Genomic DNA, 14,184 nt, shown 5'->3' on the forward strand with positions numbered 1-14,184 from the left:
GCCTGCATGAGCCTGCGCGTCGCCATCGGGGCCCCGTTCCAGCGCGAGGGGACCTCGGAACTCCCGGAGGGGACGTTCTTCAAGAAGCTCTCGCTCGACTGGGAGTGGTTCACGCCGGACCAGGCCCGCCGTCTGGCGGACATCGGCGTCGGCGAGGGCCTGCTGAAGCGCGAGGAGAACCGCCTCGTCGCACAGTTCGACCCCGCCACGGTGGAGGTGCCCGAGGAGTTCCAGCCCGACGAGTCGCTGCTCCAGGAGCGCTCGACGTTCGACCGCGTCCTCTCGGCGCTCGCGGGCGAGGGCGTCGAGAAGCAGGAGGCCGTCGCGTCGATGAACCGGCTGAAGGCCGACCGCGGGCTGACGATGGACGGCGCCGCCGTCCTGTACGCCCACCGGCAGGGCGCCGACGTGGCCGGGCTCGCCGAGCGCGCCCGGGAGGAGCTGTAGTGGTCGACGAGCGCGTCACGGACGGCCGACGCATCGCACAGCTGCTCGCCGCGGAGCTACGCGGCCACGAGCGCGGCGCGCTCGGTCGGCTGGCGGTCACGGACGTACGCGACGTCGAGGGGAGCGAACACGGCGAGTTCGCCTACGGCGTGGCGCTCCTGCCACCGGGCGAGACGGCCGACCGACGCAACCCGGACGTGGAGACGCGCGCGGCGGTCGAGCGGCTGGCCGACGTGTACGTCCACGAGAGTCGGGCGCGTGTGGAGTTCCGCATCGCGCCCGACGCGGCCGCCGACGCTGGGCGGGAGGCGGCCGCCGAGGAGGCGTCGGGCCTGCGTGTCCGCCCGAAAGCGACCACACCGCCGCGGACGATTCTCTTCCTGGAGTCGGGTGTCGCCGCGAAGCGGGCGCTTCCGGTGTTCCGGGCTGTCGTCGAGGAGGGGTAGCTGGTCGTCAGCAAGAGTCGGCACGGCCCTGCGTGCCCAGCGCCCGGAAGTTCAAGTGTGAGAGTGGCGTAACAGCTCGTATGAGCCAGGTCGCGAGGCGAATCGCGGAGGAGGTCCACGACGAGCCACATCTGGAGGGCCGGCGCCTCACCGTCCGCTTCGTGAAGGAGCAGGTCGAGGACCGTGGTCTCGATCCCCGGACGGTCGCGGACCGCCACGACCTGGACCTCGCGGACGTATACCGGGCACTCACGTACTACCACGACCATCCCGAGGAGATGCGGGCCGTCGAGCGTCGGCGCCAGTGGGCCATCGAGGAGCACGAGCGCCTGACGACCGACCCCGACGACGTCCGCGACTGATGGGGTACCGGATACTCGCCGACGAGAACGTCGAGCGAGCGACAATCAACTACCTCCACAAACTCGACCACGACATCGAGTGGCTCGGGGCCGACGACGAGGAGATCGCCCGGTACGCCCGCGAGACCGACCGGCTGATCTCACCCAGGACGACGACTTCTTCACCGAACTGGACATCGAGCGGACGGCAGGAGTCCTCTTCCAGCAGGACGGGACGCTCTCGGCGCGCGAAGTCGGCGATATCGTCCACGAACTATCGGAGTACGTCGACCAGTCCGCGGTCGTCCTCGAATACGTGAGTCGGAACTGGTTGTGACGACCGTTACTCGAGAACCTCGACCGAGAGCGAGAAGCCCCACGTGAACGTGGCGCTCGGGTCGTCGCCGGAGCGCGCACGCGGGTCCTTCCAGACCTCCACCTGTTCCTCCCAGCGGTACGTCCCCGGCGGGAAGTAGCCCCGGTGCTGGTAGTCGTCCCAGACCTCGTACTCGTTGGTGAGCGACGCACCGCCGGGGTAGGTGCGGGGATTGCAACCGTACAGGGCGTAGCCGCGTCGGCCACGGGTCTCGGGCACCCACCGCTCGCCGGTGCGGTCCTCCGGTGCCAGTGCGTCGGGCGGGGGGAGCCACAGCCCCGTGGGGTCGTCGCTGCCGGCCTTCATGCGGTTGAACAGGCAGCAGCCGTCCTCGCTCACCGAGATGGCCCGCTTCGGCGCGAGGTTCGTCGTCGTGACCGTGATGCGGGGCGGATGCTCGGCGTTCGCAACTGGCTCGAGCAACTCGACCTCCATCCGGACATCGTGCTCGTCCACCACGTCGTCCACCTGGGCGACGGCCACCCACCGCTCGTCGGTGTCGGGTCCCAGCAGGTGTCGGCCGGCTCCCGGCGCGACCATCCCCTTGCACCCGGCCAGCCCCGCGAGCCCCGCAGCACCGGCGGCCGCGAGGTACGCGCGTCGCTTCATTGTAACCAGCCAGTGTATCGACTGGCATAAGCTATATGCCAGTCTGAACGGCAATTACAACCCTAGCAGTGGATATAATACCCGAGAGTTTGAAATAACCAAAATACCGCAGAGGAAACCGCATAATCTCGCCGGGAGAGCTCCCCTCACATCTCGGCCGCGTGCGCGAACACGAACTCCCGGAGCAGTTTCGCCCCCAGTACCGCGGCCTGCCCGTCGTCGCGGTCGTTGACCTCCACGCAGTCGAAGCCGTCGGCGTGGGGCGCGACGGTCCGCACCACGTCTCGCATCTCCCGGCTCGACAGACCGAACGGCTCGGGGGTGCCCGTCCCGGGGGCGACCGAGGGGTCGGCGGCGTCGACATCGACGCTCAGGTAGACGGATTCGTCGTCGAAATCGGCCACCCAGTCGGGCACCGCTTCGGGTGGAACGGCCTCCACGTCGGCCTCGCTCGCTCGCTCCCACTCGGCCTCGCTACCCGCTCGCGCGCCCAGCACGACCGCCTCGTCCGCGACTTCGAGCGCGTGCCGGGTGACGGTGCTGTGCGAGAGCGGGTCGCCGCCGAGTTCCTCGCGGAGGTCGAGGTGCGCGTCCAGACAGACGAAGACATCCGGGTCCACCGCACGGACGCCCGCAATCGAGACGGTGTGCTCGCCGCCCACGAGTAGCGGGACGGCCCCGCCGTCGGCCCGGATATCGCCCAGCTGGTCGGTGAGGAAGTCGAGATACTCGTCGGCGTCGGCCCACGGCTCCACATCGTCGGCGTCGTGGACCGCGCAGTCGGTGAACAGCTGGTCCGTGCGGTGGTCGTAGTTCTCGAAGCCCCGGGCGTAGCGCCGGACCTGCGCGGGGCCGAACCGCGTGCCGGGCTGGAAGGAGGTCGAGCGGTCCAGCGGCGCGCCGACGAGGACGTAGTCGCCGTCGGAACGGGATGCAGTCGCGCCAGGGAACTGTATCATCAGGAGAGGAACGGGCCGGGAATCGTCGCGTGGCCTCAGACCAGCTTGCGGTTGCCCTCGTACTCGAGGTACTCGATCTCGTCGTCGGCCGTGATGTCCTCGCTGCCAGGGATGCGCATCGTGATGGTCTCGTACGTCTCGAGGTCCATCACCTGCATCTCGCCGCTGTCGGTGGAGACGACCTGGCCCTGCTTGCGCTCGATGATGGGGACCCACACCTTCGCGTCGACGGGCTGGGTGAAGTTGCGCTTCTGGCCGTCGAAGACACCCGTTCCCTCCACACGGGCCTTCGCGCTGCCGTGCTTGCCGGGTTTGGACGTGCTGTACGCCGTGATCTTCGACGGCGTGTCCTCGATCATCACGTAGTTCCCCTCCTGCAGTTCGCGAACCTCCGTCTGCTCTCGCGCCATGCTCTGGCGTTCCGGTTGCGCCGGTATAAACGGTACGGAACGGGGGAGCGGTCGTCCTGCGCCGGCAGACGCACTCCCGGAGTCGGGGCCGTTGTCGGGGCCGTTGTCGGGGGGCCTCCCTCAGAGGCCGGCTGTGCCCACGTACGCGAACACGAACAGCGTCGCGTTGTAGAACCCGTGGAGCAGCGCCGGCACGACGATGTTCCGGGTGCGCTCGTAGGCCACGCCCAGCACCGTCGAGAGGACGAAGATGATGGCGACGGTCGTCAGGGTGGCGCCGAGCGCGCCGACGACGGCGAACGCGTGGATGCTGGCGAACAGCGCGCCCGCGCCGACGACGGCACCGACCGGGCCGACGGTGGCCCGGAGGCGGCCCTGAACCGCACCCCGGAACAGTATCTCCTCGGCGGGACCGATGGCGACCACCGAGAGGGCCGCCAGCGCAAGGAAGAGGACGGGCATCGCCTCGCCGAAGCCACCGATGGCGTTGGGTGCCGCCTCGACACCGAGGCTGGCGAGCGCGACCAGGCTGACCGTCACGCCGGCCAGGGCGAGCAGGGTGCCGCCGGTAATCCAGCCCACGTCACGCCGCGTCGGGCGCCGGGCTGGGATTGCGACCCCGTACTGCCGGGCGAACCAGAGCCCCACGGCGGCGTAGCCGGCCATCGTGAGGACCGTGCTAGCGAGCAGGGTCGGCGGCGCGAACGCCGCCGCGCCCGTCAGGAAGACCTCGACGATGACGGGGACGAGCCCGAGGAGGGTCCCGGCGAGGAGGCCGAGAACGGTCAATCCGGCGGCGACCAGCGCCGCGCGAGCGACTGCCCGCGCGTCGCGCCGGCCCCCGCGTGCGGTCGCATCGCTGGGGCGCTCGCCCGCGGCGTCGGCCCTGCGGATGGCGGAGATGGCGTCTGAACTCATGCTACTGGTCCGGCCGCCCCACCGACTCGGGGCCGGGCTCGACGACCGGAGGTACCCGATAGTACGCGCGGCGAGAGCATCAACACAGCAGGTCCCGTGCTACCTCGGACGGACGTTCCTACCCGGACAGCTCGGCCAGCACGAACAGCGCCTCGCTCCCGAGGGGGTCGTCGACGAGGCGCTCCCAGACCACCTCGAATCCCGCGTCCCGGAGCTGGTCGAGCGTGGTGGCGCGGCCGGGCGTCGACCAGAACATCGGGTGGCCGCTCCGGAGCCAGTCGCTGGCCGTCGAGTTCCCGCTCCCCCGGCCGACGGTAAGCAGGAGCCGTCCACCCGGCCGCAGCACGCGCGCGAACTCCCGGTAGACGGCGGGATGCTCCTCGTGTGGGACGTGGAAGACGGAGTGGTAGGCGGTCACGGCGTCGGCGCTGTCGTCCGCAACGGGGAGCGCAGTCATGTCACCCTGCAGGAGTGGCGCGTCGGCAATCCGCTCCCGTGCGAGGCCCAACTGGACGCGGGAGAAATCCAGTCCCAGCGTGTCTGCGGGGAGGTTCGCCAGCGTCCGGGCGCCGTCGCCACAGCCCACGTCGAGAACCGTCGCGTCGTCGGGCAGGTCGGCCACGAGTTCGTCCAGCAGGGCGGCGTCCGGGCCGTCCGGGTTCCGCATCCGCGCGTAGTCGTCGGCCACCGCGTCCCACGCCTCGCGGACCCGCCGGCGTCGCTGGTCGCTCATACGCGTCCTTGGGTTCGGCACGGTATGGCGGTTCCGTCGCTCAGAACCGCAGGTGCGAGGTGGAGTCGGGGACATCGTCGTCATCGTCGTCGTCGGAGCCAGCGCCGGCCGGCCCCTCGTGGCTGAACGTCACGTCGTCGTCGGTGAGGTACACCTCGCCGAGTTCCACGGTCACCGCGACCTCGGCCAGGTCCGACCCGGCGGCCGGGCCGTTGTCGCAGTGACCGGTCGCGGCGTCGAAGACAGAGCCGTGCTTCGGGCAGACGATACCACCGTCGCGGACGACGGCGCCGATGTCCTCGCGGTAGAGCTCCTGGTCGGTCTCGTGCTGGCAGTAGTTCCGCCAGGCGGCGACCCCGTCGGCGAGTCGGAGGAGGAACACCTCCTGGAGGGAGCCGCCGGGCTCCTCGACGGTGAACAGCCAGCCGCCCTGCTCGGGCACGTCGTCCGCGCTCGTCAGGTGCGTGCGGGGGGACACGGGCGTGGATAACGAGTAGAACCGACAAAACTCCGCTGCCGGACACGGTCCCCCCTGTGGACCGCCCCGACCGGACGACTTTAGCCCGCGCCAGCCCTTCATGGACGTATGCAAGGGCTCGACGGCGAACGGATCGCCGTAATCGGTGGCGGTTTCGGTGGCCTCTCGACGGCCTGTTACCTCGCCGACGCCGGTGCGGACGTGACTGTCTTCGAGAAGAACGAGCAGCTCGGGGGGCGTGCCTCCCGACTCGAGGCGGAGGGGTTCAAATTCGACATGGGGCCCTCCTGGTACCTGATGCCGGACGTGTTCGAGCGGTTCTTCGGCCACTTCGACCGAGCACCCGAGGACTACTACTCGCTGACGCGGCTCGACCCGCACTATCGGGTCTTCTTCAAGGACGGCGACAGCGTCGACATGGTCGCCGACCGCGAGGCCAACGCCGAGACGTTCGAGTCCTACGCCGAGGGTGCCGGCGAGACCTTCCAGAACTACCTCGACACCTCCGAGTACCACTACGAGACGGCGATGGACAACTTCGTCTACGAGGACCGCACCTCGCTGCGCGACTACGTCGACCTCGACGTGATGAAGGCCGCGCCCGTCGGCCTCAAACTGCTCGGGACGATGGACGGCTACGTCTCGAACCACTTCGACCACCCGAAGCTCCAGCAGATCATGCAGTACACGCTGGTGTTCCTCGGGGGCGCGCCGCAGAACACGCCGGCGCTGTACAACATCATGAGCCACGTCGACTTCAACCTCGGCGTCTACTACCCCGACGGCGGCATCGGCGCCGTCGTCGACGCGCTCGTGGAACTCGGCGGCGAACTCGGCGTGACCTACGAGACGGGCGCGCCGGTCGAGGAGATCATCACCCGGCGCGAGGGCTTCGAGCTCGTCGTCGGCGAGGCCGCCGAGACGGGGCTCCCGACCCGGACCGAGGGCGGGAGCGACGCGGCGACGGCCGTCGACGGCGAGCCGGCGGAAGCGACGCCCGACGGCGGCGCGGCGACGGAGCACCGGGCGTCGTTCGACTACGTCGTGAGCGACGCCGACTACGCCCACACCGAGCAGGAACTGCTCCCCGAACACGAGCGCGGCTACGACGCTGACTACTGGGACTCCCGGACGTACGCGCCGTCGGCGTTCCTGCTGTACATGGGTGTCGAGGGCGACGTCGACCCGCTGGAGCACCACACGCTCGTCCTCCCGACGGACTGGGACGAGCACTTCGAGACCATCTTCGACGACCCGGCGTGGCCCGACGACCCCGCCTACTACGTCTGTGTCCCCTCGGAGACGGACCCCACCGTCGCGCCGGAGGGCCACAGCAACCTGTTCGTCCTCGTCCCCATCGCGCCGGACCTGGAGGACGGCCCCGAGACACGTGAGAAGTACCGCGAACTCGTGCTCGACGACCTCGCCGAGAACACGGGCGTCGAGTTGCGCGACCGCATCGTCTTCGAGGAGTCGTTCTCCGTCTCGGAGTTCGCCGACCGCTACAACTCGATGCAGGGCACGGCGCTCGGGATGGCCCACACGCTCCGCCAGACCGCGTTCCTCCGGCCGCCCCACCGCTCGAAGGAGGTCGACGGCCTCTACTTCACGGGGTCGTACACGACGCCCGGTATCGGCGTCCCGATGTGTCTGGTGAGTGGCCAGCACACCGCCGACTGCGTCATCGAGGACCTCGCGGGGAGCGCCCCCGACCGATAGCCATGGCCGAGCAGGAATCGCTGGCGCTGGAGCGCGTGCTGCCGCCCGAGGACACCGCCGTCGGCTACTTGCTCCGACTGTCGCGCCCCCGATTCTGGCTGTATCTCGCGGGGCCCGTGGTGGTGGGTGTGGCGTACGCCGCCGGCTCGGTCGGCGAACTGTTCGCCCCGCTCGCGCTCGCGCTGTTCGCGTACTTCCTGCTCCCCGCGAACGTCTTCCTCTACGGCGTCAACGACATCTTCGACGCCGACATCGACGCGGAGAACCCGAAGAAGGAGGGCCGGGAGGTCCGGTACCAGGGTTCCCGCCTCGTCGTCGCGGCCGTCGTCGTCTCGGGGCTGCTGGGACTGGTGTTCGTCCCGTTCCTCCCGCTCGCCGCAGTGGGGACACTGGCCCTGTTCGGCTTCCTCTCGGTCGAGTACTCGGCGCCGCCGCTGCGCTTCAAGACGACGCCGTTCCTCGACTCGCTCTCGAACGGCCTCTACATCCTCCCCGGCGTCGTGGCGTACACGGCGCTCGCCGGGCAACTGCCACCGCTGGGCGCCATCGTCGGCGGCTGGCTCTGGACGATGGGGATGCACACGTTCTCCGCGATTCCGGACATCGAACCCGACCGCGCCGCCGGCATCGAGACGACCGCGACCTACCTCGGGCGGTTCAACACCTTCCTCTACTGCGCGCTGATGTGGCTCCTGGCGGCGGTGGCGTTCGTCTACGTCCACCCCTTCTTCACGGTGGTGCTGATGCTGTACCCGCTGCTGGTGTTCGGCATCACCTTCGCCCGCGTGGACGTGGACGAGGCCTACTGGTGGTACCCCATCATCAACTCGCTCGCCGGGATGGTCATCACGATGGGTGGGCTGTACGTACTGGTCTACGGCAACCCGTTCGTGGGGTAGGGCGGCAGCTGCGAATCGCTTTGCCGTTCAAACGATGACCGAAGCGGCGGAACCCTGTACGAAGCCCTCGGCCGCTCCGGGGCCGCGGCTCGCTGTGCTCCTTGCCTCGCTCCCTTCGGTCGCTCGGCTGCGGTGCTTGCGTCGCCGGGGCACCGCGGAGCGGCCTCGCCCTTCGAGTCCGCCAGGACACAGAACGTGTCACGGGCGCGGCGGCCCTGCCCTTCCCCGGGGCGCACGGCCTCGCGGGCAAGCCGCTCGGCACACGCTCCCGGCCGACGAGCGGCTGCTCGGCCGGCCGGTTCCACTAACAGGAAGCGCGCTCGCACCATCCCAGCGAACCCGCGACCGAAGGGAGCGTGGTGAGCGCATCCGGCGCGAGCGCGGGGAGGTGTGGGGGCACCAGCACTCCGCTGGAACCACTACGCGCGTCGCTCGACCCGAAACACCTCCCCCTGGCGGACTCGAAGGGCGAGCGCTCTCGGGGAAGACGGCCGACGCAAGCACCGCAGGCGCCTCCGGCGCCCGAGGAGCGCAGCGAGGCCCTCAACCCGAGAGTGCGAGGGCTTCGTAGTTGTTGTCGCTGAAATTGTTGGCAGAGAACACAAGGACTTCGTATGGTCCGAATTAGTAATATACTAGAGGTTTTAGAGCAAAATATTCGACCTAATCGTTGAATGTCGCTAATTAGCACTTTAATTCCTGTCTCTACATGAAATCGCCTAGCCCGGACTGCTGGTCGTCATCCTCCGCGGCCTCCGCGTCGGCCTCGCGGCCCTCCTCCTCCCCGTCGCCCGAGCCATCGTCACCGCCACCGAGCGTCGCCTGCGCGACTTCCTCGTCTTCGCCGTCGGCATCGTCACCCTCCTCCCCGTCCATCTCCGACTCCGCCACACCACCAGCGAACGCGCCACCCGAATGCTCCACCGCCTCCTGCTCGCGCAGTTCCTCTGCGTCGGCCACGATGTCCTGCACCTTGTTCGTCGACTCGCCGCTGCCCGTGACGAAGGAGACGTGCTCTGCCTCCAGTTCGTAGCGGGCGGCCATCAACACCGTCAACTCGCGATTCTTGCAGTGGTGGGTCATCACCGCGAGGAACGGCATGATCTCACGCCGAGCGGTCGCCGTCGACACCCCGGCGGACTCGGCGATGCGCTCGGCGATGTAGTCCCGCGTCGAGTCCCGGTACGACCGATAGGGGGCGCCGCCGTAGCGCGTCCAGCCACCGCGGTCGCGGGTACGGGCGGCCGCGACACCCGCCGCGATGTTGTCGGTCGCGTAGCGCCAGTACGTGTAGTTCTGCGTCGCCCGCACGCGTCCGAGCCAGCGGTCGGCCTTCGCGAGGTAGCCGTACGCGTCAGCCACCTCGTCGCCCTCGTACACCGTCGGGACCTTGTCCTCGACCCACTGGAGCAGGTCGTCGGGCGTCTCGTCCGTGTCGTAGGCGGTCTGGAGGGCCTCCTCCGGCGACTGCTCCTTGAGCACCGCGTCGAGCAGCGAGAAGATGTCCTGCGTGCGGTCGCGGTCGCTCGTCGAGACGTCGTCCTCGGTGATGCGGTCCCGCCCCTCGGCGGCGGCCTGCAGGTCCTTGATGGCCCCGCGGAGGTCGCCGTCGTTGGTGCTCGCGATACGGTCCAGCGCGGCGTCCTCGTACTGGATATCCTCCTTGCGGCAGATGTCCCGGAGGACGGGGAGGATGGAGCGCTTGCCCACGTCCCGGAACTCGATATCCCGACAGGCGCTCCGCAACCCGCGTGACATCTCGTAGAAGTCGTTGGCGATGAGGACGATGGGCTGGTTGGCCGACTTCACGAGGTCCGTCATCGCGCGGGCGCCGCCGCGGTCCTTGTGCTGGTGGAGGTTGTCCGCCTCGTCGAGGATGACCAGTTGCCGGCCCGTCGAGGTGAGCGACTGGTTCATCGCCGCGCCGCCGGCCACCTTCTTGATCTTGTCAGCGGTCCGCGAGTCGCTGGCGTTGAGTTCCATCACCGACCAGCCCATGTCGTTCGCGAGCGCGTGCGCGGCGCTGGTCTTCCCCACGCCGGGCGCGCCGTAGATGATGACCGCCTCGCCGTGGTCGTCCCACGACCGGGCCCACTCGTGGAGCTGGTCCCGGGCCTTGTCGTTGCCCCGGACCTCCGACAGCGTCGTGGGCCGGTACTTCTCCGTCCAGTCCATTTAGCGGAGGGAAGCGGGGGTTGGGGTTAGTGGTTGCGGAGGGGCGTCCGTCGAACCGAGCGAACGGCACACGAGGGGCACCCGACCCACCCCGACATGAGGTAGCACGGAACTAGCGTCCATTTCCACGAGCTGTTGCACCGACCATCTACACTAACAAGCACCCACAATTGACGAGCGTCGACCAATTCCGCCAATACTAGAGCACCATTCAATCGAACGGTTCTCACACGAGGGACGAAGGCAAAGGTACTATGGTTGCGTTATATGTATACGAATGTATGCCAAGTGACCGCGGAACCGACCGTCGTTCGTACCTCAAAGCCCTCGCTGCCACTGGCGGCGCCGCGATGCTCGCAGGCTGTACCGGTGACGGTGGTGACGGTGGCGGCGACGGCGGTGACGGCGGTGACGGCGGCGATGGTGGCAGCTTCATGCCCGCCTCGCTGGACGACCTCTCGGGCCACCCCGTCGGCGCGCAGAAGGGGACCACCGGCGAGAGTGTCATCCAGAAGCAGCTCATCGAGCAGAACAAGCTGGAGGAGTCAAACTACAACGCCTACGACAACTACACCCTCGCGGTGCAGGACCTGGAGAACGGTAACATCGACGCCATCGTGCTTGACGAACCGGTCGGGAACACGTTCGCCGACCAGCGCGCCGTGCAGGTCGCGTTCGTCTACGAGACGGGCGAGCGCTACGGCTTCGGCATCCGCCAGGGCGACAGCGACCGCCAGCAGGCCCTCAACGAGGGGCTCCAGGCTGTCCGCGACAACGGCACCTACGAGGAGCTCCGCAACGAGTGGTTCGGCTCGGAGGACGGCGGCAGCAGTGGCGACAGCGGTGGGAGCGACGGTGGCGACGGCGGGTCCGGAGGGCCCGAGATCGTCGCCGGGACCGCGCCGGGGTTCCCGCCGTTCGAGATCAAGCAGGACGGCGAGCTGACCGGGTTCGACGTGGAACTGTTCGAGGCCATCGTCGCCGAGACGGAGTACCAGTTCGGCGGCTGGAAGGAGTTCGAGTTCGACGCGCTCATCCCGTCGCTCCGTGACGACAAGATCGACGCCATCGCGGCGGCGATGACCATCACCGATGAGCGGGACAACGCCATCGACTTCTCGGACCCGTACTACAGCGCCGACCAGTCAATCATCGTCCGCGAGAACTGAGCCGATGACCACTGTGTTCGCGTCGGTCGCCGGTCGGCTCGACCCCGGCGTGGTGCTCCAGGCCGGCGACTGGGCGTTCGTGCTCAGGAACGCCGACTTCCTGCTCCTCGGCGCCGGAATCACGGTCGCGCTGACACTGACCAGCGTCGTCCTCGGCCTGCTGGCGGGGCTCCCCGCCGGCATCGTCGAGGTGTACGGCTCCGGCCCCGTCGCGGCCGCGGTGAACCGCGCGGGCGTCCTGCTCCGAGGGACCCCCCTCCTGGTCATCCTGGCGTTCACGTTCTTCGTCAACCCCATCAACGTCGGCGCGTTCGAGGCCGCGACCCTCGGGCTGGGGCTCCGCAGCGCGGCCTACCAGTCCCAGATCTTCCGTGGCGCCATCCAGAGCGTCGGCGAGGGGCAGATGGAGGCGGCCCGCTCGGTCGGGATGAGCCAGTTCGAGGCCATCCGGCACGTCGTCGTGCCACAGGCGCTCCGGCGCTCGATTCCAGGCTTCCAGAACGAGTTCACCATCGTCCTGAAGGACACCAGCGTCGCCTTCTTCATCGGCCTCTCGGAGCTGCTGACGCGGGGATTCAACCTGTTCACCCAGCCCGGCCAGTCGACGTCCGTGCTGGAGGTCATCCTCGCGGTCTCGCTGGTCTACTTCGTCCTGACCGTCCTCACCAACCAGGGGCTGGAACTGCTCGGTCGTCGCTTCGCCATCCCGGGCACGGGAGGTGAACGATGAGCGACGCGAACGCGCTCCTCGAGTTCGAGGACGTCCACCAGTCCTACGGCGAGGAGAAGGTGCTCCGCGGCATCGACTTCGAGATGGAGCGTGGCGACGTGGAGGTCGTCATCGGGCCCTCGGGGAGCGGCAAGTCGACGATGCTCCGCTGTGTGAACCGCCTCACCGAGATCGATTCCGGCACCATCTACCTCGACGGTGAGCCCGTCACGACCCCGGAGACGGACGTGAACGCGCTCCGGCGTCGGGTCGGGATGGTGTTCCAGGATTTCAACCTGTTCGCCCACCGGACCGCGCTGGGCAACGTCACACTCGGGCTGCGCGAGGTGCTGGGCCACTCGAAGGAGGAGGCCCGCGCCGAGGCGATGAGCCAGCTCGAACGTGTCGGGCTGGCCGACCAGGCCGACTCCTACCCCGCTGAGCTGTCGGGCGGCCAGAAACAGCGCGTCGGCATCGCCCGCGCGCTGGCGATGGACCCGGAGCTGATGCTGTTCGACGAGCCGACGAGCGCGCTCGACCCCGAACTCATCGGCGAGGTGCTGCGCGTGATGCGTGACCTCGCCGACGACGGGATGACGATGCTGTGTGTCACCCACGAGATGGGGTTCGCACAGGAGGCGGCCTCGACCATCTCCTTCCTCGACGAGGGGACGGTCGTCGAGCGTGGACCGCCCGAGCAGCTGTTCGAGGACCCCGAGCACGAACGGACGGGTGAGTTCCTCGAACGGCTGACCAGCCTCCACGGGGGCCAGCACGGATGAGCACCGAGACCGCCGACGAGCCGGGGAGTTCGGCGACCACACGCGGCACCGTCGGTGTCGAACTCGGCCGGCGACCGCTGTTCTACGCCGTGCTGGGCCCGTTCTGGGCCTGGCTCGTCGTCCGGTGGGTGTACGACTGGGTAGTCGTCCCGGGGACGAACGTGACCTCGCGGGAGACGTTCTTCCCGACCCAGCCGTTCGTGTCGGCGGGCGAGGCCCTCCGGCAGGCGGCCGCGCCGGGCCCTCTCGCGGGCCTGCTGGACTGGCTTGCGGGCGGACTGGACTTCATCGCCTTCGGTATCGAGGCGCTCCCGCAACTCGCAGCCGGTGCCTGGGTCACCATCGTCCTCACCGTCGTCTCTATCCTCGCAGGGCTGGTGCTGGCGGTGCCGCTGAGCGTGGCCCGGGTCTACGGTAATCGCGTGGCCCGGTATCCCGCACTCGCGGCGACGGAACTCATCCGTGGGACGCCACTGCTCGCACAGCTGTTCGTCCTCTACTTCGGGCTGGGGCTCACCCAGTACGTCCGGGAGGTGCCCGGCGTCGGCGTGGGCGTCCTGCCCGACACGGCGGTGATGGTCGCGCTCATCGGCTTCACCATCAACTCGGCGGCCTACCAGTCCGAGTACATCCGGTCGGCGCTGCTGTCGGTCGACTCGGGCCAGCTGACGGCCGGTCGCGCCATCGGCCTCTCGAAGGTCGACGCCATCCGGCACGTCGTCCTGCCCCAGGGGCTCCGGTTCGCCATCCCGGGCTGGTCGAACGAGCTGGTCTACCTCATCAAGTACTCCTCGCTGGCCTCGTTCATCACGGTCCGGGAGCTGTTCTTCCGGGCCGAGGCCATCGGCAACGACACCTACCTGTACGTCCAGATCTACACCGCCGCCGCGCTGTTCTACATCGCGCTGGTCGTCTCGGCGTCGGCGTTCATGAGCTACGTCGAGGGCCGCGTCGCCATCCCCGGGCTGGGGACCAAGGGCCGGCGGTAGGTCGCGGCCACCACACCCGCCGAAA

Annotated in this window: 16 protein-coding genes and 1 pseudogene; 10 read left to right on the forward strand and 7 right to left on the reverse strand. The window is 68.8% G+C overall.

From position 1 onward, the window contains the following. Window positions 1-6 precede the first annotated feature (6 nt). From NL115_RS04560 to NL115_RS04580, 4 genes are all read left to right on the forward strand, one after another. On the forward strand, window positions 7-447 hold the full coding sequence (locus tag NL115_RS04560) for a DUF2240 family protein (protein ID WP_254832022.1): 441 nt from the start codon (window positions 7-9) through the stop codon (window positions 445-447). Further along, window positions 447-893, forward strand: coding sequence for a DUF7993 family protein (locus NL115_RS04565; RefSeq protein WP_254832023.1), 447 nt, complete (start codon window positions 447-449; stop codon window positions 891-893). Before NL115_RS04560 ends, NL115_RS04565 begins: the two co-directional genes overlap by 1 nt. Before the next feature lie 80 nt (window positions 894-973). After that, window positions 974-1,255, forward strand: a complete 282-nt coding sequence (locus NL115_RS04570) for a DUF433 domain-containing protein (protein ID WP_254832024.1) — start codon at window positions 974-976, stop codon at window positions 1,253-1,255. Between the two features lie 79 nt (window positions 1,256-1,334). Next, window positions 1,335-1,571 carry a hypothetical protein gene (locus NL115_RS04580; protein ID WP_254833147.1) on the forward strand — a complete coding sequence of 79 codons (237 nt, stop codon included), beginning with the start codon at window positions 1,335-1,337 and terminating at the stop codon, window positions 1,569-1,571. Between the two features lie 6 nt (window positions 1,572-1,577). Here NL115_RS04580 and NL115_RS04585 read toward each other — a convergent pair whose 3' ends face one another. The 6 genes from NL115_RS04585 to NL115_RS04610 form a co-directional block, all read right to left on the reverse strand. After that, complete coding sequence (locus NL115_RS04585) at window positions 1,578-2,219, reverse strand: hypothetical protein (RefSeq protein WP_254832025.1); 642 nt, start codon at window positions 2,217-2,219, stop codon at window positions 1,578-1,580. A gap of 146 nt (window positions 2,220-2,365) precedes the next feature. Then, the gene (locus NL115_RS04590) at window positions 2,366-3,178 is read right to left on the reverse strand and encodes an arginase family protein (protein WP_254832026.1); all 813 of its coding nucleotides are present in this window, start codon (window positions 3,176-3,178) and stop codon (window positions 2,366-2,368) included. A gap of 35 nt (window positions 3,179-3,213) precedes the next feature. Then, on the reverse strand, window positions 3,214-3,588 hold the full coding sequence (locus NL115_RS04595) for a translation initiation factor IF-5A (RefSeq protein ID WP_254832027.1): 375 nt from the start codon (window positions 3,586-3,588) through the stop codon (window positions 3,214-3,216). A gap of 120 nt (window positions 3,589-3,708) precedes the next feature. Next, the gene (locus NL115_RS04600; protein WP_254832028.1) at window positions 3,709-4,506 is read right to left on the reverse strand and encodes a CPBP family intramembrane glutamic endopeptidase; all 798 of its coding nucleotides are present in this window, start codon (window positions 4,504-4,506) and stop codon (window positions 3,709-3,711) included. Between the two features lie 118 nt (window positions 4,507-4,624). After that, window positions 4,625-5,239, reverse strand: a complete 615-nt coding sequence (locus NL115_RS04605) for a class I SAM-dependent methyltransferase (RefSeq protein WP_254832029.1) — start codon at window positions 5,237-5,239, stop codon at window positions 4,625-4,627. A gap of 40 nt (window positions 5,240-5,279) precedes the next feature. Continuing rightward, a complete protein-coding gene (locus tag NL115_RS04610) occupies window positions 5,280-5,717 on the reverse strand; it encodes a Rieske (2Fe-2S) protein (protein ID WP_254832030.1) in 438 nt (145 codons plus the stop codon). A gap of 108 nt (window positions 5,718-5,825) precedes the next feature. Between NL115_RS04610 and NL115_RS04615 the strand changes: the two genes are divergently transcribed. Beyond that, a complete protein-coding gene (locus NL115_RS04615) occupies window positions 5,826-7,436 on the forward strand; it encodes a phytoene desaturase family protein (protein ID WP_254832031.1) in 1,611 nt (536 codons plus the stop codon). Window positions 7,437-7,438: 2 nt separating this feature from the next. Continuing rightward, window positions 7,439-8,335 (forward strand): prenyltransferase, encoded by an 897-nt coding sequence (locus tag NL115_RS04620; protein WP_254832032.1) that lies wholly within the window; start codon window positions 7,439-7,441, stop codon window positions 8,333-8,335. A 705-nt stretch (window positions 8,336-9,040) separates the two neighbouring features. Here the strand turns inward: NL115_RS04620 and NL115_RS04625 are convergent. Further along, window positions 9,041-10,510: a replication factor C large subunit gene (locus NL115_RS04625; protein WP_254832033.1), complete on the reverse strand. Its 1,470-nt coding sequence runs from the start codon at window positions 10,508-10,510 to the stop codon at window positions 9,041-9,043. 848 nt (window positions 10,511-11,358) lie between these two features. Between NL115_RS04625 and NL115_RS20700 the strand changes: the two are divergent. The 4 genes and pseudogenes from NL115_RS20700 to NL115_RS04645 form a co-directional block, all read left to right on the forward strand. After that, window positions 11,359-11,676 (forward strand): annotated as a pseudogene (locus NL115_RS20700) (transporter substrate-binding domain-containing protein); the annotation flags it as partial. Window positions 11,677-11,683: 7 nt separating this feature from the next. Continuing rightward, window positions 11,684-12,409: an amino acid ABC transporter permease gene (locus tag NL115_RS04635; protein ID WP_254832035.1), complete on the forward strand. Its 726-nt coding sequence runs from the start codon at window positions 11,684-11,686 to the stop codon at window positions 12,407-12,409. Further along, complete coding sequence (locus tag NL115_RS04640) at window positions 12,406-13,170, forward strand: amino acid ABC transporter ATP-binding protein (protein ID WP_254832036.1); 765 nt, start codon at window positions 12,406-12,408, stop codon at window positions 13,168-13,170. Before NL115_RS04635 ends, NL115_RS04640 begins: the two co-directional genes overlap by 4 nt. After that, a complete protein-coding gene (locus NL115_RS04645; protein WP_254832037.1) occupies window positions 13,167-14,159 on the forward strand; it encodes an amino acid ABC transporter permease in 993 nt (330 codons plus the stop codon). Before NL115_RS04640 ends, NL115_RS04645 begins: the two co-directional genes overlap by 4 nt. The last annotated feature ends 25 nt before the right edge of the window (window positions 14,160-14,184 follow it).

This window comes from Haloglomus salinum (assembly GCF_024298825.1).
In the GTDB taxonomy this organism is placed as follows: domain Archaea; phylum Halobacteriota; class Halobacteria; order Halobacteriales; family Haloarculaceae; genus Haloglomus; species Haloglomus salinum.

What these genes read in the sequence shown, in the direction of transcription:
- NL115_RS04560 (WP_254832022.1), top strand. Translation starts at nt 7, where the DNA reads ATGAGCCTGCGCGTCGCCATCGGGGCCCCGTTCCAGCGCGAGGGGACC.
- NL115_RS04570 (WP_254832024.1), top strand. Translation starts at nt 974, where the DNA reads ATGAGCCAGGTCGCGAGGCGAATCGCGGAGGAGGTCCACGACGAGCCA.
- NL115_RS04585 (WP_254832025.1), bottom strand. Translation starts at nt 2,219, where the DNA reads ATGAAGCGACGCGCGTACCTCGCGGCCGCCGGTGCTGCGGGGCTCGCG.
- NL115_RS04590 (WP_254832026.1), bottom strand. Translation starts at nt 3,178, where the DNA reads ATGATACAGTTCCCTGGCGCGACTGCATCCCGTTCCGACGGCGACTAC.
- NL115_RS04595 (WP_254832027.1), bottom strand. Translation starts at nt 3,588, where the DNA reads ATGGCGCGAGAGCAGACGGAGGTTCGCGAACTGCAGGAGGGGAACTAC.
- NL115_RS04600 (WP_254832028.1), bottom strand. Translation starts at nt 4,506, where the DNA reads ATGAGTTCAGACGCCATCTCCGCCATCCGCAGGGCCGACGCCGCGGGC.
- NL115_RS04605 (WP_254832029.1), bottom strand. Translation starts at nt 5,239, where the DNA reads ATGAGCGACCAGCGACGCCGGCGGGTCCGCGAGGCGTGGGACGCGGTG.
- NL115_RS04615 (WP_254832031.1), top strand. Translation starts at nt 5,826, where the DNA reads ATGCAAGGGCTCGACGGCGAACGGATCGCCGTAATCGGTGGCGGTTTC.
- NL115_RS04620 (WP_254832032.1), top strand. Translation starts at nt 7,439, where the DNA reads ATGGCCGAGCAGGAATCGCTGGCGCTGGAGCGCGTGCTGCCGCCCGAG.
- NL115_RS04625 (WP_254832033.1), bottom strand. Translation starts at nt 10,510, where the DNA reads ATGGACTGGACGGAGAAGTACCGGCCCACGACGCTGTCGGAGGTCCGG.
- NL115_RS04635 (WP_254832035.1), top strand. Translation starts at nt 11,684, where the DNA reads ATGACCACTGTGTTCGCGTCGGTCGCCGGTCGGCTCGACCCCGGCGTG.
- NL115_RS04640 (WP_254832036.1), top strand. Translation starts at nt 12,406, where the DNA reads ATGAGCGACGCGAACGCGCTCCTCGAGTTCGAGGACGTCCACCAGTCC.
- NL115_RS04645 (WP_254832037.1), top strand. Translation starts at nt 13,167, where the DNA reads ATGAGCACCGAGACCGCCGACGAGCCGGGGAGTTCGGCGACCACACGC.